This is a genomic window from uncultured Maribacter sp., assembly GCF_947500405.1.
Classification (GTDB): Bacteria; Bacteroidota; Bacteroidia; order Flavobacteriales; family Flavobacteriaceae; genus Maribacter_B.
Map to the genome: position 1 here is coordinate 51,233 of NZ_CANMRY010000003.1, position 18,515 is coordinate 69,747.

The following is an 18,515-nucleotide window of genomic DNA, read 5'->3' on the forward strand; positions in this document are numbered from 1 at the left end:
AAAAAATCTTATGAAAAAAATAATATTACATATATTACTGTCATTCATTTTATTGTCGTCTTGTACAGATGAACAATATGAAAGGTTCAACATTAATCCTAATGAACCCACTACGACGAGTTCTGGATCGCTTTTCGTATCTGCTACTAAAAGTCTGGTAAATCAAATGACATCTTTAGATGTTAACGAAAACCATTACAGATTCATGGCGCAATACGTTGCACAAAGAAACTTTGCATCTGAATCTAATTTTGATTTGGTAAATAGAAGTGTTCCTTTAAATCATTGGTCAGAAATGTACCGTGATGTGCTCCTTGATTTACAGGATGCGAAAACAAAGATTGTAGAAGAAAATTTAGATGCAGGAATTACTGCTAACAGAAATGCTTTAATTGAAATTTTAAGTGTATATACATGGCAACAAATGGTGGATACTTTTGGAGACATTCCTTATACTAATGCCTTACTAGGAATTGAAAATATTCAACCAACTTATGAGGATGCGGAAACCATTTATAATGATTTATTTGTAAGATTAAATGCTGCAATAAACTCTTTAGACCCTAGTGTTTCTTTTAGTGGAGAATCTGCTTTTGGAGATTCTGATATTATTTACGGTGATGATATTACAAGTTGGACGAAGTTTGCTAACTCATTAAAATTAAGATTAGCTATTAGAGTAGTAGAATTCCCTGCAATGGAAACATTAGCACAAACTTCTATTCAAGAAGCTGTTGCAAGTGGTGTTTTCACATCTAATGCAGATAATTTTAGCTTAACTTATGAAGCTACGCCACCTAACACAAACCCAATGTGGGAAACTCTTGTTGAAAGTGGCAGACCGCCAGATTACTTCCCTTCCAATACAATCGTAGATTATATGAATACATTAGATGACCCTAGACGTTCCGTATATTTTAGAGATAATATAACAGATGGTTCTGGAGATGTAATTTATGTTGGTGGTATATATGGTACAACAAACAGTATTGATGTTACAACACGTTTAAATGAAACTTTTAGAGAGCCTACTTTCCGTGGTGTACTTTTAGATTATTCAGAAGTTTCTTTTATGCTAGCACAAGCTACAGAATTAGGTATAAGTGTTGGTGGCGATGCTGCTACTCACTATTCTAATGGTATTACAGCAAATATGCAAGATTGGGGAGTTGATCAGGCAGATATAACAAGTTATATTTCCCAAACAGATGTAGCATATGCAACAGCGCCTGGTACTTGGAAAGAAAAACTAGGTTTACAATATTGGTTAGCAATGTACAATAGAGGTTTTGAAGGATGGACTGTATGGAGACAACTAGATGCTCCTGCCTTAAATATTCCTGTAGATACATCAACACCTGTACCAGTTAGATATACTTATCCTGTAGAAGAACAATTATTAAATAGTGATAATTATACTTCAGCTTCTACAGCTATTGGAGGTGATACACAGCAAACCAAAATATTCTGGGATGTAAATTAAACTTTTTAATTGATATTATTAAAACCACTCTTTTACAGAGTGGTTTTTTTATACCTTTAACCCATGCAAAAAGAAACCCATATATATGGTATAAGAGCCATAATAGAAGCAATAGAATCTGAAAGCACAATTGATAAGGTTTTTTTACAAAAAGGTCTTAAAGGTGATTTATATAGAGAACTAGAAAGTTTAATACGTAAAAACGGAATTAACTCTTCTTACGTACCAATAGAGAAACTAAATCGTCTAACAAAAAACAATCATCAAGGAGCTGTTGCAAATATTTCTCCAATAAATTTTTATTCTATGGAGGAATTAATAGAAAAAACAGAAAACAAGGAAACACCTGCCCTATTTTTACTTTTAGACCAACTATCTGATGTTCGTAACTTTGGAGCTATAATTAGAACCGCAGAATGTACTGGTGTTGATGGTATTATTATCCAAAAGAAAGGAGCTGCACCAGTTACTGCAGATACTATAAAAACTTCTGCTGGAGCCGCTTTTAAAGTTCCTATTGCAAAAGTTGGTCATATAAAAGATGCTGTTTTTCATTTACAGGCATCTGGAATAAAAGTAATTTCTGCGACAGAAAAAACTGAGAATACTATTTATGATGTAAATTTTAAAGAACCTATTGCTATAATAATGGGTGCAGAGGACAGAGGTATTTCACCTTCTATAATTAAAGCTTCTGATTATGCTGCTAAATTACCTTTATTAGGGGAAATAGAATCTTTAAACGTTTCTGTTGCCTGTGCAGTATTCCTATATGAAGTAGTACGCCAAAGAAGATAGTTAATCTTCTTTATTTGTATTCTTTTTAAAGTGATAATTAATTTTTATTTCTTCTTTAATTTCTTCTTTTTCTAGCTCTACAAAATTACCGTTTTCATCAAATTGTTTTAAAAAGGGGTCATCCTCTTCTTTATAATCCTCCTGCTCCCAAACATACTTTTTAGGAGCAGGAGTTTTTGCTTTTAATACAACCGCTAAAAACAATCCAGCAATAAAACCTCCTAAGTGTCCTTCCCAAGAAATACCTTCTTTAATTGGAAATAAATACCACAATAAACTCCCATAAACAAATACAACCATAAGTGATAAAGCTACAAGTCTATAATATTTAGTAAAAATTCCTTTAAAAAAAATGAAACTTGCTAATAAATAAATGATACTACTAGCTCCAATATGATAAGAATTTCTGGCAATAAGCCAGGTTATTACTCCAGAAATTAAAGTTCCAACAACAAGAACTCGAAATGCTACTTTATTATAGAAATAAAATAATGTAGTTATTAAAATTGCAAGTGGTATGGTATTATTATATAAGTGCTCTAAAGAACCATGTATAAAAGGGCTAAACAAAACTCCTCTTAACCCAGTAAAGGTTCTTGGATACACTCCAAATTGATTAAAATTAGTTTTTAAAACTAACTCTAACCAATAGACTAACCAAATACTAATTACAGCTACAAATGGGGCTATAACTACTTTATTAGATAATTTAAAATAATTATTTTCAGACATATAAACTATACTACAACAAATTATCCAAATTAATAAATCCTGTAAGATTGTCATCTTATTTTTTATTTTACTTTTATGGTATGAATGAGCCACTTGCAGAAAGAGTACGTCCAAAAAACCTAGAAGACTATATAAGTCAAAACCATTTAGTAGGAGAAAAAGGGTCTTTAACAAATCAAATAAAAAAAGGTCTTATACCATCTTTAATACTTTGGGGACCACCAGGAACAGGAAAAACTACTTTAGCAAACATTATTGCAGAAGAAAGTAAACGTCCTTTTTATACACTAAGTGCTATTAATAGTGGCGTAAAAGATATTAGAGAAGTTATAGATAAAGCCAAACAGTCTGGAGGGTTATTCACAGCTAAAAATCCAATTTTATTTATTGATGAAATTCACCGTTTTAGTAAATCACAACAAGATTCTTTATTAGCCGCAGTAGAAAAAGGATGGGTTACATTAATTGGAGCAACCACAGAAAATCCAAGTTTTGAAGTAATTCCGGCACTTTTATCTAGATGCCAAGTTTATATTCTTAATGCTTTTGATAAAAATGATTTAGAAGCTTTATTAGTTAGAGCTATAAAAGAAGACGCTATACTAAAAACCAAAAAAATAAATTTAAAAGAAACGGAAGCTCTTATGCGCTTATCTGGCGGAGATGGCCGAAAACTTTTAAATATATTTGAGCTTGTTGTAAATTCTGAAGAAGAAGAAAACATTACTATTACTAATGATTTAGTAATGAGTAAAGTTCAAAAAAATACTGTTTTATATGACAAAACAGGGGAACAGCATTATGATATTATTTCTGCATTTATTAAATCTATTAGAGGTAGTGACCCTAATGCTGCTGTTTATTGGCTTGCTAGAATGATAGAAGGCGGGGAAGATGTGAAATTTATTGCAAGACGTTTATTAATATCTGCATCTGAAGATATTGGATTAGCCAACCCGACGGCATTAGTAATTGCTAATAACTGTTTTCAGGCAGTTGCTACTATTGGTTATCCAGAAGCACGGATAATTCTTAGTCAGTGTACTATTTACCTAGCCACTTCAGCAAAAAGTAATGCTAGTTACGCAGCTATTGGAAAAGCACAACAAATAGTAAAGCAAACTGGAGACTTATCCGTTCCTTTAGATTTAAGAAATGCTCCAACTAAACTAATGAAAGACATTGGTTACGGTAAAGATTACAAATACGCGCATAACTATGAAAATAACTTTGTAGCAGCAGAATTTTTACCAAATGAAATTTCTGGCACTAGTTTTTATACTCCAGGAAATAACCAAAGAGAAAATACGCTCAAAGATTTTTTAAAAAATAGATGGAAAGACAAGTATAACTTTTAGAATTTAATATTTAATTCTTTTGTAGTTAAAACATCATTTAGGTAATATTCATAATACCACTTGCCATCTGTACCATAAATAATACCACTAGCAGCTAAGTACACATCTTTTACAGAGGTTTTATATATCTTTAAACGAACTTTTGGGCTACTATCTACTAACTGGTAGCCATTTGTTATTTCTTGAGCATACAATACCTCTTCTGAATTAAATTCAATAGGCATAATTTTATTTACTGCCTTTGTATAATTAGATTTTACTGGCGCAACACTCTTATAACTCTGCTCCTCTTTAGTTGCCTCTTGTTTTACGACTTGGGTTTTCTGGACTTTACTAGTAGATTCTTGAGCTGTGTTATCCATCTTTTTTACATCATTTTTAAAACTAATTTTTATAGGTTCATTTACGGGTTCTTTATAAGTATAATTAACAACATCTAAAGATTTCATTGCATTTCTTATTGCTTCAGAATAAGACAATTTATATTCTTTTTCTTTACTTTTTCCTTCCTCTGTTATAAAAATTTCCTTAGAACCACAATCTTCAAAAGAGATACTAGCCTTTGTGCTAAACATAGAAGAGTTATCATTTAATTTTACATATAAACCCATGCATCTATTTACTGTAAGTTCTTCTGGAAGAGCATCTTCATAAACAGCAGTAAAACCATTTTCCGTAAGCAAATGCTTTACCAATGTACTAGTTTGATATTGGTTTTCTTTCTTAAAACTAGTAAACCTTTTTGGCACAACTATATATTTATAATCATCAAAAACGGATTGCGCCATAGAAGAAAAACTAATTGTAAACGCGGCAAATAAAATAAAATATTTCAAAATAAAATTCTTTAGAGTTATTAGTAATATGAAATAAATGTGCCAAATTTGACTATAAGAAGACTAAAATTTTAATCTTTTTAACATTTAAATCAATTTTTACCCCAAGATATAATATTAATTCCTAACTGAAAAGAAGCGTAATTACTAGCCGCAATATTTCTATAAGCTAATAAATTATCTGCCATGAAATACATATTTATTGGTCCCGCTTGCAAGCTTAAACCTAGCCCAACATTAGAATAAGAATATTTGTCTATAGTATAGGTTGTTTTTACTGCCATTATGTTTCCAAAACGTCTTTGATAAAACGCAGATAAAGCTGCCTGCGGTCCTCTTGGTCTATTAATAACATAAAGCTGCCCCCCTAAACCATTAGCGTATTTTGCCCGGTTAGATTTACCACCCGAAAGGTTACAATCACAATCTAATCTTCCTTTTGATTGTACGGTTTCTCCAAAATTATAGCGTAAAGAACCATATAATTTTGTTGGCCTAAAAGTGATATAGCTTTTTCTATTTTCTTCAAATGGCAGTAAACCCTCTACCTCATCTACTAAATCTTGCCAAAAATCTGCATTAGGGTCATTTATAGCATCTGGTAATATAATCTCTACTCCTTCTACAGTAGCATTTCCTTTTAAAGTATAGCTTAACACATCTGTACTATGATACAAAAAGCCTAAATCTAATAAACTACCTGTTATTACTGTCTGCTCATTTAAATGATAGGTAAATCCTAAATCTACTCCTAGACCTAAATCACCGCCAAAAAAACCTCTTTTTATCATATCGCCAGCAGAACTATCTCCATCAATGACATGATCTAATGTTATTATTCCAGAAGACTTTAATTCTAAATCTGCACTTATTGTATTAGCCAACAGGTTATTCTGCCCTTCTGTTGTAACAAAGTATCCTTTATTTTTTGTAGATGTAAAATCTAAAATTCCAGAATACAACTTACCCCTTACCCCAAAAGTTAATTTATTGTCTATCTCTTTTGTAACTCCAAAATGAAAAACATTTAAAATTTCTCCTCTAGTTTTTAAATGACTAAGATTAAATCTATTGTTTAAATTATCTGCATTACCTTCAAAACCTAATTTGGCGTAGTCTTTAAACCAATAACCAATAGCATCTCCTTCATTATAAATTCCAAAAGAATAAAAATTATCTGTTTCAGACCCCCTATACCCAATATTTATTAATTCTATTTGATAGGTACCACTTAAATCATCTTTAGGGCTCATACCGTTAATTAAACGGTCTCTTACTTTATCATTAAAATCTATTCCATCATTAGCAAAAAGGTCATTTACAGATATTCCTGAAGAACCAGCTTGCAATGAAACTCCTGAAAGTAAAGGAACTCCTGAATACCATTGAAAGTCTGTTTCTGTTCCCGGGTTTATTAACAAAGATTGCGGAATTTCTGAAAAATCATATAACAACTGCTTGTTCTGCCCAGTAACAAAATGGCATACAAACGCTATGAGAATAAAAATTAAACTATATTTTCTCATTTTACACGTAAGCTAAATTTACCACTAGATTTAAATATTACAAGTGGAGGGGAAACATTAGAAGTACTTGTACTGTTACCTTCATTAACAGCTACAACCCTAATTTTAGAAGTATTTCTAATAATATCAAGGCTTTTTCCTGTATTACCATAAGCAACATCTCTTTGTAAAGTTCCAGATGGTGCGGGATCTATAGTAAAAGGTTCTGCATCTAAAACCTCATCAGCATCATTTAAAAACTCTAAGGTTAAGGATAATGGTTTACTTGTAGTATTTTCTACCTCATAAGTAATTACACCATCTAATACTCTATCTGAAAAAACAGCTTCAGAAAAAGCGTTAAAACTAAAATCTTGGGAATAAAAAGGGCCTGGAGGAACATTATTTATAACATCTTCAGTAGATTCTAAATATAAGATGCTACTTTCATAAACGGGAACAACACTCAAATCTTTATATTGATCAAAGTCTTGGTCTTCCATACAAGATACCACACATAACAGAAGTGTTATAAGCGATAAACATACACCTAACTTTTTCATACTACCGTCTATTGTTTAAGAATAAAAAATAATGCAAAGAATAGCACCTAATATTTATAACTCTATAAATATTTTTTTATTTCATTTAAATCATAAATCATATCACAATAATCGTGCCTTGACTCGTTATGCGTATTAAAATGTAGCGTATGAAAACCAACAGCTTTTGCTCCTAAAATATCGGCTTCTATACTATCTCCTATCATTATAGATTTTTTGGGTATCGTATTTGCTTTATGCAAAGCCATTTTAAAAATTTCTGGATTTGGCTTTTTCACTCCAGCCATCTCAGAATCTACAACATAAGAAAAGTAATCTCGAATGTTAGAATTCTTTAATTTTCTTTCTTGTACGGCCTGAAAACCATTGGTAATTATATGTAATTGGTAGTTTGGTTTTAAATATTCTAATATTTCTATTGCATTAGGAAATAAATGATTAAAAGAAGATAAATGGGCTATGTAATCGTCAGATAGTTTATGTACAAGTTGATTTTGCACCTTGTATTCTAAAGTATCAAAAGCTTTTTTTAGCCTATAAAATCTAAGCTCTTCTTTTGTTATTTTCTCTTCTCTAAAAAGTTTCCAATATTCTAAATTTATAGGGATATAAACTTTTAAAAAATCTTCTAGCTCAATATCTAACTTATTCTCCAAAAGAATTTTACCAAATGTAATTGCAGAATTCTTTTCAAAATCCCATAGGGTATGATCTAAATCAAAAAAAACATCTGTAACCACTTCTTTAAACATTACTACTTTTTATAATTTCTGTATAAATTTTTAACCAATTTATTTTAGAATCTCCTCCTAAAAGCTCATTGGAAAAAATAGCATTATAACTACCATTAACTTCTTTTACTCGAGACTTTATTACTGTAACTTTTGATAAAATATCTTTTACACTCTTTTCTTTTGTTAAAGCATAATCATGTACTGCAAACGGATGTATTTTTATAGGTTGTTGTATTTCCAGTGGAATATCATAAAAATAAAAAGGGGTACAAGTACCTGCTCTAAAACCAATTTCTGAGGTATACCCCATAGTATAATCATCTGTAAATTCTGCTTCTACTAAATTTCTATAAGTTTCTGGAATATCTACTCTATTATATCGTATTCTAGAATAGTTAATGGGTCTATTAATAACACTAGACAACTCTTTTTTCTCTTTTTTGATTAATGTTACATTACCAAAAGAACTATAAGATGTAGCTAACGATACTAAACTATAATCTGCAACCGATTTTATTAAAAATTTAAATTTATTATTATTAGTTGATACATTTTTATCATAGGTAGAATAGGATGCAAACTGAAAAAAGAACATACTTTTTATGCTATACTTTTTATGCAAATCTATTAAGTATTCGTAGTTGTTATAGGGATCTTTACTTGGGTTAAATAAAACTGTAACTCTTTGTACAATTCTTTTTAATCTAAAATAAACTAGATCTAATAAAAAACCTGAAATACCTCTTACAATTCCTCTATACGCGTAACAATGCGAAGAAGTAACATCTATAATAGAAGTAAAATTATACTTTCTTTTTACTACCTCTACATCTGGAAATTTTTCTTTAAGAGCGTCTAACAACTTTAAAGCCCATAAATCTACTAAAGGAATTTGTAAAAAATCATTTTGATAGGCTATACTCTCTTTGGGAGGAAACCTACCATGCATGTCTTTAACATGTGGTAAATATTCCTCATACCTACTTAACAAATAAAAGCTTGCCGAAAAAACATCAAAAGGAATACTACTACGTTCTCCTGTTGCAAAAAAAGCTGGCACCCCATCCCAATCATTAATGGAAATATCTATAGCATTTATTCCTTGCTCAAAAAGCAAATCATTGCTACGTACAAAAAACTCGTTCTGTAATGGTTGTTTCGTATAGGTAATTTTAGGCCCCTTATGCTTTATAAAATCTTCTACCGTAGTTGTAAGTATAATTTTTATGCCTAAAATCTTAGTAAACATATGCCGCATTATATAGCTAAATCGCGGTGTAATCTTATGTGTATATATTAATAACATAGGCTCTAAAAATTATAGAATGCTTTCGTCTGCAAAACTAAAATAATCTTTTTCAGTTATTATTAAATGGTCTAAGACTTTAATATCTAATGCTTGGGCAGCTACTTTTAGTTTTTGAGTAATTTGTTTATCTGCTTGACTAGGTTTTAACGTTCCTGAAGGGTGATTGTGTGCCAATATAAGTCCTACAGCACCATATTCTAATGCTTGCCTCATAACCAGCCTAACGTCTACTAATGTTCCTGTTATACCTCCTTTACTTAACTGACTTTTATATAAAATAGAATTGGCATTATTTAAATAAATAATCCAAAACTCCTCATGTGGCAGCTCTCCTAAAATAGGTTGTAGTATGTTAAAACAAACTTTGCTGCTTGTAATTTTAACAATACTTTTTGCTTGTTCTCCCCCTCTTCTTTTTCCTAATTCTAGTGCTGCTATTATAGAAATTGCTTTAGCCTCCCCTATTCCTTTAAACTGGGTTAATTGTTTTATAGACAATTTACCCAACTCATTTAAGTTGTTATTTACTGATGCTAAAATTCTTTTTGATAATTCTACCGCACTTTCTTCTCTATTGCCTGAACCTATTAAAATTGCTATTAATTCTGCATCTGATAAAACAGATTTTCCCTTATGAAATAACTTTTCTCTAGGTTTATCATCATCAGCCCAATGCTTAATAGAAAGCGAACTTACTTTTTCTTGCATGGCTTAAAGATAGTGAACTTAAAAATTTATATGTAAATTTCCATTGTAATAAAACAGTGTTATGAAATCATTATTTAACGAAGACGCTTACAAGGAAGTGCTACATAGAATAAATAATTTAAAGGATAATTCTCAAAGACAATGGGGAAAAATGTCTCTAGGTCAAATGGCATGGCATTGTCAATATCCTTTAAAAATTGCTATTAAAAATAAAGAATCGGATAAGAAAGCAAACTTTATTATTAAACTATTTGTTAAAAAATCTATGTATAATGATAAACCTTGGCGTAAAAGTTTGCCAACAGCACCTGCATTAAAAACTAAAGAAGAGAAAGATTTTGCTTGTGAAGTAGAAAAACTAAAAGAACTTGTAACCGAATTTTATGCATTAAAAACTAGAGAAAAATGGCATTCTCATCCCGTTTTTGGGGTATTAACGCGTGACCAATGGGGTAAAATGGAATATAAACATTTGGACCACCATTTAAGACAATTTGGTGTTTAATTATTTTATAGTGTCTTTATCCTGAACTTCTTGCAACTCTATTTCTTTACGAGTATCATTTATCATTCTTGTTTCTTCTAAAATAACATTAGACATGCCTAGCATAAAAGCAACTAGAATTATAGATACTCTTCTTTTTATAAAAAATACGATTTCTGTATATACTCTTAGTCTACATTCCATAGAAAGACCAATTACAATAAACAATCCATACTAGAAAAACTGACAAAATTACTTAATACACTATTTTCTAATTATTTATAAGTTCTTTAACCTCATCAAAATCTAACCCACCATAATTTCCAGAACTCATTAGTAGTACAACTGAATTATCGTAATTCTTATTAAAAACAAACTCCTTAAAACTAGCTGCATTAGTTTGGATATTTAAATCGTCTCTCTTAAATGCTTCCGAAATTTGCTCTTTAGTTACTTCTTTTAATTTTTTAATTTTCACAGATTCTGGTAAATAAAAAACAACAGCTTCATCTGCAGCATCTAATGCTCCTTTATATTCTTTTAAAAATTCTGGATTAAAACTACTATAGGTATGTAATTCTAGACAAGCTATTAGTTTTCTATTAGGGTACTGTTCTTTTACTGCTTTTGTAGTTGCAGCAACCTTACTTGGCGAGTGCGCAAAATCTTTATATGCAACAGCGTTAGTTCTTTCTGCAATTTTCTCTAATCTTTTAGAAGCACCTTTAAAAGTACCTATAGCTTCATAAAAATCATCCTCATCTACACCCATATTTTGACAAATCCATTTTGCACCAGCCAAATTGCTAAGATTATGTTTTCCAAATACTTCTATTGGCATTTGTCCTTCTGGAGTGTCTAATAATGTTTGTCCGTCTTCAACAGTATAATCTGGGGTAGTATATCCTAATTTACGTATAGAATTTTCTGATTCTTCCACTACAGTCTTAACTTCTGGATCTTCTATATTATATGTTATGCTGCCGCCTTTTACAATACTATCTACAAATATTTTAAACTGCTCTACATAAGTATCATAGGTAGGGAACACATTTATATGATCCCAAGCAATACCACTTAACAATGCTATATTAGGTTTGTATAAATGAAATTTAGGTCTTCTATCTATAGGAGAAGATAAATACTCGTCTCCTTCTAGAACAATAAAATCATTCTCTTCCGTTAAATGCACCATCCTGTCAAATCCTTCTAATTGTGCACCAACCATATAATCTACATTAACGTCATGATAATTTAACACATGTAAAATCATGGAAGTAATAGTTGTTTTACCATGGCTACCTCCTATAACCACACGCGTTTTATTCTTAGATTGTTCGTATAAAAATTCTGGATAGGAATAAATAGTAACCCCCAATTCTTTAGCTTTTAACAGCTCTGGATTATCTTCTTTTGCATGCATTCCTAAAATTACGGCATCTAAGCCAGCATGTATCTTCTCTGGAAACCAACCAAAAGATTCTGGTAATAATCCTTTTGAAGTAAGTCTAGATTTAGAAGGTTCAAAAATAACATCATCACTCCCTGTTATTTTATATCCTTTGTGCTCTAAAGCTAAAGCTAAATTGTGCATGGCACTACCACCAATTGCAATAAAATGAATTTGCATAAAATTTATAGTTAAAAAACGTAAAGATAAGTAAAGCTCTTAAGTACATCAAGGCTATTCTACCCTAATAATAGCAGATAATTATCGATGAAACGCACTTTTTTAAATACGTATAACCATACTTCTCTCTTATTTAACAACTCTTTTGTAAGGTTATACAACAAAAAGATGTTAAAAAATAGCATATCCTACTACATTGGCGTTTTCAAGTACTATATAACCATTACCAAATGAACAAACAAAATCAAAAAACTATTTATTTTAAATGGCTTTTATTCTTGTGTCTATTAAATTTTTCTGTAGACATAAACGCGCAATGTGCAGGTACTAGTGCTACAGTTACTATTTGTGACAAATATTCCGATAGCAACAACCAATCATACGATTTAAACAGTGTCTTAATAGGAGAATCACCAGGAGGTACTTGGAGTACTAATGATCCTGCAGTATATTTTGCTCTTCAAGAAAACACAGGTATTCTTAATCTTTGGAGAATACATTACGCAGGAACACATGTTTTTACATACACTAATAACCTTTGCGGAGAATCTGCTACTGTTACTATAGACTTAGGAGGCTATTCTGGTGAAGATAATATAGAAGGAGATGCCAATGCGTGTAGTAATGATACTGCTGTTGATTTAAACAGGTTTCTTGGTGACCAAGTAAATGATATTTTACCAGACGTTAATGGTTTATGGGAAGAAGACCCTGCTACTTTTACTGGTCATTTAAATGACAATTTTTTTAATGCAGAGGAAGCTGGCCCAGGAAATTACACCTTTACTTATACCGTAGCTCCAGTAGGTAGTTGCCCAGAAAGCATTTCTACTATAATTTTAAAAGTACACCCAAGAGCAGAATCTGGAGAAGCCCAAGGTCTCACCATTTGTAACAATGAAGATTTTTCTATTTATACTAATGTAAACCTTAATGATTTACTTACAGATGAAGACTCGGAAGGTACTTGGTCAGACAATAGTGGCACCAACCAATTAAGCGATTTATCGGATAACATTATAGATATTCAACAAATATATAACGATTTTGGTATTGGCGAATATTCTTTTACTTATTTAGTTTATCCCACACCTTATCATCCAGTATGTCAAGAATCTTCTACTATTGTTACCATAACTATACTACCTACTCTTATAGGCACTTTAGAAGTAGACAACTATTGTGTATCTCAAGATACTTTTCCGGTTTCCTTAACCTATGATGATACGTATTTATATAATGGAACCTATGATATTACATATAGTTTAAGTGGAGTGGTAGAAACAGAAACAGTTAGTGCAATTTTAACTAATGGTGTTGCTTCTTTTAACATTGAAAAAAGCACTGCCCCAACTAATAGTACCGTAACACTAAATATTACTAACATTGTAGGTACATCTCCTAGTCAAAGAGTTTGCCCTAGCATACTAGTCCCGTCGGTAGATTTCCTTATAACAAACCCATCTGTAACAACTACAAATGGTTGTGTTAATACTGATGTAACTGTAGACTTCATGAATATTTTTGATAATACAGAAGTTTTATCAAATCAAACTCATACTATAGATTATAGTATTACTAGTCCTAGTGGCATAATAACAAACTTATCAGAAAATGCTCTTAGTTTTTCAAATGGTACTGCATCCTTTACTATACCAGGAACTAATTTTGTAGAAGGTGGTGATTATGATTTTAATTTTGATGTAGTTGGTGGTTTAGATTTAGGATGTACTTTAAGCTCTAGTAGTTCTATTACTCCTACTCCATCAGAAATACAATTAGATTTAGTTGTAGATGATAATTGTGATGCTACTTTAATTGATGTTCTTATTGATGCTCCAACCTTAGCAAGTGGAACGTATTCTATAACTTATGATGTTATAGATCAATTATCAAATAATGTACTAACACAAAACAGTATAAACTTTACAGGAGGTACTGCTAGTTATCAAATAGATGTTGCTGGGTTTGCTCAAGGAAATTATACGGTTAGTGTACGAAGCTCTCAAAATGATACTACACCTTGTAGATTACAATTTGATTTTGAATTACAAGAAAACTTTGCAAGAGGTGGCGTTCCAGACGCTCCAGTTGCAGATGCCTTACAAACTTTTTGCTTAAATAATTATACTAGTTCTGGCCCAACATTAGAAGATATTAGTGTTACAGCTACTGGAACAATTCTTTTTTATAGTACCGCTACAGACACTTCTATTTTACCAATAACAACTGCTCTTGTAAATGGAGAAGATTATTTTATATCTAATACCGATTTAAATAATAATTGTGAAGGATCTAATAGAGTACAGGTAGTTACTATGCTAACTAATCCAGAAGGACCTACCGTTACAGAAACTAATCCAGAGTTTTGTGCTGCGGATAATGCTACAGTAAGTAACCTTAGTGTAAATGTTCCAAACGGAGATACTACTGTTTGGTATGATGCTTTAACTGGTGGTAACTTACTTGACCAAACTACTATTTTAGAAAACGGAATTAGCTACTTTGCAAGCTCTGAAAATTCTAACGGCTGTCATAGTACAGATCGTGTAGAGGTTACACCAATAGTACATGAATTAGAACCAGCTACTCTAGAGTTTACAACATTAAGTTTATGCGGTTTAGACAACCCAACCGTAACTAATTTAGCTGTTTTAGAAAACTCTAATTCCTACGAAACCCGTTGGTTTAATGACGCAGAAAGTACTACACCATTAGATAGTAGTACCCCCTTAGTTGCAAATGCAATGTACTATGCAGAAAGCTATAACCCAATTACTGGTTGTATTAACCCAGAACGTTTCGCGGTAACAATACTTCTTAGTAATTGTGAACCAGATGCATACAACTTTTTTATTCCAGATGCATTTTCCCCTAACGGAGATGGTAAAAACGATTTGTATTTTATTCCAAACATAGAAATAATATTTCCTGACTTTACCTTAGAAATTCTTAATAGATACGGTAGTAGCATGTTTAAAGGAGATATAAATAACCCTGCTTGGGATGGTACCAATAACAAAAGTAGTGTTGCACCAAACGGAGTTTATTTTTATATAATAAACTACAATAAAGAAGGCTATAACCCAATTCAAGGCGACTTATACCTTAATAGATAAACTATACACCAACCAACTATCATTAATAAAATAATAATGAAAAAAACATTTCTATATTTTTTCTTTCTGTTGTTATTACATTCCTCTTATGTAAAAGGGCAACAGGATCCACAATATACCCAGTACATGTATAATATGAGTGTTATAAACCCAGCTTATACAACGAACAATCTTAGTGTAATAAACTTTGGAACACTATACAGAAGTCAATGGGCTTCTGCTGTAGGGTCACCAAAAACATTAACCTTCTTTGCGCATGCTGCTCTTACAGAAAAAGTAGAAGCAGGGATTTCTTTTATAAAAGATGAAATTGGAGATGGTGCTTTAAAAGAAAATAACATTTTTGCAGATTTTGCCTATAGTCTTAAATTAGATGAAGAAAGCAGATTAGCTTTAGGGCTTAAAGCTGGTATTACTAATTTTAACAGCAATTTTAATGGTTTTACTTTACCAGAAACACAAGATGATATTGCTTTTAATGAAAACATAAATAGTACTTTCCCTAATGTTGGTTTAGGTGCTTTTTACCATAGAGATAAGATTTACGCAGGAGTTTCTATTCCTAATTTACTTAATTCTAAACACATAGACAATCAAAACGGAATTAGTACTGTAGGCTCAGAAAAAATGCATGTTTTTGTTACCGCAGGATATGTTTATGACCTAAATGATAATATTAAACTTAAACCGTCTATGCTAGCAAAAATGGTAAAAGGAGCTCCTATTACCTTTGATGTTTCTTTAAATACTTTGATCCATAATAAATTTGAGGCTGGAGTATCTTACAGATTAGAAGACGCAGTAAATGCTATGTTTAACATGAAAATATTACCTGGTTTAAAAGCTGGTTACGCATATGATTACACCTTATCTAATCTAAGTGATTTTAGTGCTGGTTCTCATGAAATTTTCCTTTTGTTTGATTTAGATTTACTTGGTCTACAAAGAGGATATGATAAATCTCCAAGATTCTACTAAACTATACTATGAAAAAAATATTCCTATTTATACTATTCACGGGTCTATTACAGACCGTTTCATTTGCTCAAGAAGAATTAAAGCGAGCAAACATGTATTTTGAAAGAGCTTTTTATACGGATGCTATTCCATTATATGTAGAAATTGTAAAAACAAATAAAAGTTCTAAAGTTGTAAAAAACTTAGCAGACAGTTATTACAATACCTACCAACTGCCAAGAGCAGCTAAATGGTATTCTTATTTAACTTCTGTTTATGGAGATAATTTAGACGAAAGTTATTTCTTTAAATACAGCCAAACCTTAAAAGCAGTTGGGGAATTTGAAGAAGCAACAGAGGTTTTAATGGACTATTACAAAAGCCAAAACAACCTAGAAAAAGTTGCTTTACTTAAAGAAGATTTAAGGCACTTAGAAAATGTAGATGCTATTGGTGAGCGTTTTAAATTAGAAAATCTAGCATTAAACACTATAAAATCTGAATTTGGTGCAACTAGAGTAGATAGTAGTATAATATATGCTGCTTCTAAGAAAAAAGCAATCCCAGGATTAAACAAACGTTATAGATGGAATAGTGAAAACTATTTAGACATGTACACACATCCACTAGATAAAATTACTTTAGGAGATAGTATTAGTGTAAGTCTTTCCTCTACTATTAACACAAAAATGCATGAAGCAACTTTTGCGATAACAAAAGACAGAAAAACCATTTACTTTACACGTAATAACTTCCATAAAGGGAAAAAGAAAACAGATGGCAAAAAAATATCTAGATTAAAAATTTATAAAGCAGAATTAGTAGATGGCTCATGGGAAAATATAGAAGAATTACCATTTAATGGAGATAATTTTTCTACAGAACATCCCGCTTTAAATGCAAGTGAAACTATAATGTATTTTGCATCAGACAGGCCAGGAGGTTTTGGCTCATTAGATTTATATGCGGTTTCTTTAAACGCAAATGGAGAATTTGGAGAACCTAAAAACTTAGGTGCAACTATAAATACGGAAAAGAAAGAACAGTTTCCATTTATCGACAAAAAAAACAACTTATATTTCTCTTCTAACGGTCATGCTGGTTTTGGATTATTAGATGTTTTTGTTAGTAAAAAACAAGGAGATACTTTCCAAAAACCAAATAATGTAGGTAAACCTATTAATGGTGGTTATGATGATTTTTCATTCAATATATCTTCAAATAACAACCAGGGTTTCTTTGCTTCCAATAGACCAGGAGGTGTTGGTGGTGATGATATTTATAAATTAGAAGAAACAAAACCTTTACACATTAAAGATTGTTCCCAATTTATAGCTGGTATTGTTACAGAAGCATCTTCACAAAAACCAATTGCTTTTGCTGTAGTAGATTTAGTTACAGAAGACGGAACATTAGTAGAGTCGCAAACTGCATCAGAAAAAGCAGAATTTAAATTTTCTGTTACTTGTATGGCGCAATATACCGTAAAAGCTAGAAAAGCAGAATATAAAGACAATTCTAAAATTATTATTACAGATAAAAAACGTAATAGTGTTAAAGATGGTTCTTTAGAATTACGATCTATTGCTCAAATAGAGAAAGAAAAGAATGATAAAATACAGAAAGCTAAAGAAGAAAAGGAAAGGCTAGAAAAACTTGCTAAAGAAGAGCGTATAAAAGAAGAAAAACGTAAAAAAGAAGAAGCTAAAAGAGTAAAAGAGCAAGAAGAAAAACGCAAAGAAGAGGCCAAAATTAAAGCAGAGAAAGAACGTAAAGCACGTATTGAAAAAGCTATACAAGATGAGCCTGCCGTTGTAAGACAAGGAAAACGTATTGTTATAAAAGCAGAACCAAAAGTGCATTTTGATTATGATCTTTGGTACATACGTTTAGAAGGTAAAGAAACCTTAGATAAAATCATTAGAATCTTAAAAAATAACCCTGGTATACAATTAGAAATTGGTACGCATACAGATATTAGAGGTAATGATAATTACAACGAAATACTTTCGCAAAAACGCTCTAACTCCGTACTAGAATATTTAATAAGGCAAGGCATCTCTAAAGAAAGGCTAACTGCAAAAGGATATGGTGAAAAAATGCCGCTAATTAAATGTGAAACGGAAGAATCCTGTACCGAAGAACAACATGAAATTAACCGTAGATGTGAGTTTGTTATTGTAGATTGGAAATAACGTAATACTATCTTTATAAATTAAGCTCCCATAACAACATGTTGTTATGGGAGTTTTCTTTTATTAAAACAAGATTAGAATTTGGTTTCTAACGTACTAAATGT

General features: G+C 31.2%; 16 protein-coding genes. 7 read left to right on the plus strand and 9 right to left on the minus strand.

All coding sequences use genetic code 11. The features are described from left to right. Positions 1–10: 10 nt before the first annotated feature. Together Q0945_RS04735 and rlmB are read left to right on the plus strand one after the other, a co-directional pair. Complete coding sequence (locus tag Q0945_RS04735) at positions 11–1,483, plus strand: SusD/RagB family nutrient-binding outer membrane lipoprotein (RefSeq protein ID WP_299431292.1); 1,473 nt, start codon at positions 11–13, stop codon at positions 1,481–1,483. 63 nt (positions 1,484–1,546) lie between these two features. Continuing rightward, positions 1,547–2,281 (plus strand): 23S rRNA (guanosine(2251)-2'-O)-methyltransferase RlmB, encoded by a 735-nt coding sequence (gene rlmB, locus Q0945_RS04740; RefSeq protein ID WP_299431295.1) that lies wholly within the window; start codon positions 1,547–1,549, stop codon positions 2,279–2,281. Here the strand turns inward: rlmB and Q0945_RS04745 are convergent, their stop codons facing one another. Further along, positions 2,282–3,013, minus strand: a complete 732-nt coding sequence (locus tag Q0945_RS04745; RefSeq protein WP_299432239.1) for a rhomboid family intramembrane serine protease — start codon at positions 3,011–3,013, stop codon at positions 2,282–2,284. It abuts the gene before it with no gap. An 80-nt stretch (positions 3,014–3,093) separates the two neighbouring features. On the opposite strand from Q0945_RS04745, the gene Q0945_RS04750 reads away from it, so the two are divergent. Then, positions 3,094–4,371, plus strand: coding sequence for a replication-associated recombination protein A (locus Q0945_RS04750; protein WP_299431298.1), 1,278 nt, complete (start codon positions 3,094–3,096; stop codon positions 4,369–4,371). Here the strand turns inward: Q0945_RS04750 and Q0945_RS04755 are convergent. From Q0945_RS04755 to radC, 6 genes are all read right to left on the minus strand, one after another. Beyond that, complete coding sequence (locus Q0945_RS04755) at positions 4,368–5,207, minus strand: hypothetical protein (RefSeq protein ID WP_299431301.1); 840 nt, start codon at positions 5,205–5,207, stop codon at positions 4,368–4,370. The genes Q0945_RS04750 and Q0945_RS04755 overlap by 4 nt on opposite strands. Positions 5,208–5,299: 92 nt before the next feature. Continuing rightward, positions 5,300–6,733: a DUF5723 family protein gene (locus Q0945_RS04760; protein WP_299431304.1), complete on the minus strand. Its 1,434-nt coding sequence runs from the start codon at positions 6,731–6,733 to the stop codon at positions 5,300–5,302. Continuing rightward, on the minus strand, positions 6,730–7,275 hold the full coding sequence (locus Q0945_RS04765; protein ID WP_299431307.1) for a hypothetical protein: 546 nt from the start codon (positions 7,273–7,275) through the stop codon (positions 6,730–6,732). Before Q0945_RS04765 ends, Q0945_RS04760 begins: the two co-directional genes overlap by 4 nt. A gap of 62 nt (positions 7,276–7,337) precedes the next feature. Then, positions 7,338–8,027 (minus strand): YjjG family noncanonical pyrimidine nucleotidase, encoded by a 690-nt coding sequence (locus Q0945_RS04770; RefSeq protein ID WP_299431310.1) that lies wholly within the window; start codon positions 8,025–8,027, stop codon positions 7,338–7,340. After that, a complete protein-coding gene (locus Q0945_RS04775; RefSeq protein ID WP_299431313.1) occupies positions 8,020–9,315 on the minus strand; it encodes a polysaccharide deacetylase family protein in 1,296 nt (431 codons plus the stop codon). Before Q0945_RS04775 ends, Q0945_RS04770 begins: the two co-directional genes overlap by 8 nt. Before the next feature lie 12 nt (positions 9,316–9,327). Further along, positions 9,328–10,026, minus strand: coding sequence for a DNA repair protein RadC (gene radC, locus Q0945_RS04780; RefSeq protein WP_299431316.1), 699 nt, complete (start codon positions 10,024–10,026; stop codon positions 9,328–9,330). 61 nt (positions 10,027–10,087) lie between these two features. Here radC and Q0945_RS04785 point away from each other — a divergent pair, with 61 nt between their 5' ends. Beyond that, positions 10,088–10,531 carry a DUF1569 domain-containing protein gene (locus Q0945_RS04785; RefSeq protein WP_299431319.1) on the plus strand — a complete coding sequence of 148 codons (444 nt, stop codon included), beginning with the start codon at positions 10,088–10,090 and terminating at the stop codon, positions 10,529–10,531. On the opposite strand, the gene Q0945_RS04790 is transcribed toward Q0945_RS04785, so the two are convergent. Together Q0945_RS04790 and Q0945_RS04795 are read right to left on the minus strand one after the other, a co-directional pair. Beyond that, positions 10,532–10,714, minus strand: a complete 183-nt coding sequence (locus Q0945_RS04790; RefSeq protein WP_299431322.1) for a hypothetical protein — start codon at positions 10,712–10,714, stop codon at positions 10,532–10,534. Positions 10,715–10,781: 67 nt separating this feature from the next. Continuing rightward, a complete protein-coding gene (locus tag Q0945_RS04795) occupies positions 10,782–12,140 on the minus strand; it encodes a Mur ligase family protein (protein ID WP_299431325.1) in 1,359 nt (452 codons plus the stop codon). Between the two features lie 230 nt (positions 12,141–12,370). On the opposite strand from Q0945_RS04795, the gene Q0945_RS04800 reads away from it, so the two are divergent. Genes Q0945_RS04800 through Q0945_RS04810 form a run of 3 tightly spaced genes read left to right on the plus strand, consistent with a single transcriptional unit; the run spans position 12,371 to position 18,411 of the window. Then, positions 12,371–15,259, plus strand: a complete 2,889-nt coding sequence (locus Q0945_RS04800; protein ID WP_299431328.1) for a gliding motility-associated C-terminal domain-containing protein — start codon at positions 12,371–12,373, stop codon at positions 15,257–15,259. Positions 15,260–15,295: 36 nt separating this feature from the next. After that, entirely contained in the window at positions 15,296–16,237 is a 942-nt protein-coding gene (locus tag Q0945_RS04805; protein ID WP_298484237.1) for a type IX secretion system membrane protein PorP/SprF, read from the plus strand. A gap of 8 nt (positions 16,238–16,245) precedes the next feature. Continuing rightward, a complete protein-coding gene (locus Q0945_RS04810; protein ID WP_299431331.1) occupies positions 16,246–18,411 on the plus strand; it encodes an OmpA family protein in 2,166 nt (721 codons plus the stop codon). Positions 18,412–18,515 lie beyond the last annotated feature (104 nt).

Bases quoted from the DNA above. Each gene is read 5' to 3' on its own strand.
- Q0945_RS04775 (WP_299431313.1), bottom strand. From the start codon at position 9,315: ATGTTATTAATATATACACATAAGATTACACCGCGATTTAGCTATATA.
- Q0945_RS04795 (WP_299431325.1), bottom strand. From the start codon at position 12,140: ATGCAAATTCATTTTATTGCAATTGGTGGTAGTGCCATGCACAATTTA.
- Q0945_RS04790 (WP_299431322.1), bottom strand. From the start codon at position 10,714: ATGGAATGTAGACTAAGAGTATATACAGAAATCGTATTTTTTATAAAA.
- Q0945_RS04750 (WP_299431298.1), top strand. From the start codon at position 3,094: ATGAATGAGCCACTTGCAGAAAGAGTACGTCCAAAAAACCTAGAAGAC.
- rlmB (WP_299431295.1), top strand. From the start codon at position 1,547: ATGCAAAAAGAAACCCATATATATGGTATAAGAGCCATAATAGAAGCA.
- Q0945_RS04805 (WP_298484237.1), top strand. From the start codon at position 15,296: ATGAAAAAAACATTTCTATATTTTTTCTTTCTGTTGTTATTACATTCC.
- Q0945_RS04800 (WP_299431328.1), top strand. From the start codon at position 12,371: ATGAACAAACAAAATCAAAAAACTATTTATTTTAAATGGCTTTTATTC.
- Q0945_RS04770 (WP_299431310.1), bottom strand. From the start codon at position 8,027: ATGTTTAAAGAAGTGGTTACAGATGTTTTTTTTGATTTAGATCATACC.
- Q0945_RS04735 (WP_299431292.1), top strand. From the start codon at position 11: ATGAAAAAAATAATATTACATATATTACTGTCATTCATTTTATTGTCG.
- Q0945_RS04760 (WP_299431304.1), bottom strand. From the start codon at position 6,733: ATGAGAAAATATAGTTTAATTTTTATTCTCATAGCGTTTGTATGCCAT.
- Q0945_RS04765 (WP_299431307.1), bottom strand. From the start codon at position 7,275: ATGAAAAAGTTAGGTGTATGTTTATCGCTTATAACACTTCTGTTATGT.
- Q0945_RS04785 (WP_299431319.1), top strand. From the start codon at position 10,088: ATGAAATCATTATTTAACGAAGACGCTTACAAGGAAGTGCTACATAGA.
- radC (WP_299431316.1), bottom strand. From the start codon at position 10,026: ATGCAAGAAAAAGTAAGTTCGCTTTCTATTAAGCATTGGGCTGATGAT.
- Q0945_RS04745 (WP_299432239.1), bottom strand. From the start codon at position 3,013: ATGTCTGAAAATAATTATTTTAAATTATCTAATAAAGTAGTTATAGCC.
- Q0945_RS04810 (WP_299431331.1), top strand. From the start codon at position 16,246: ATGAAAAAAATATTCCTATTTATACTATTCACGGGTCTATTACAGACC.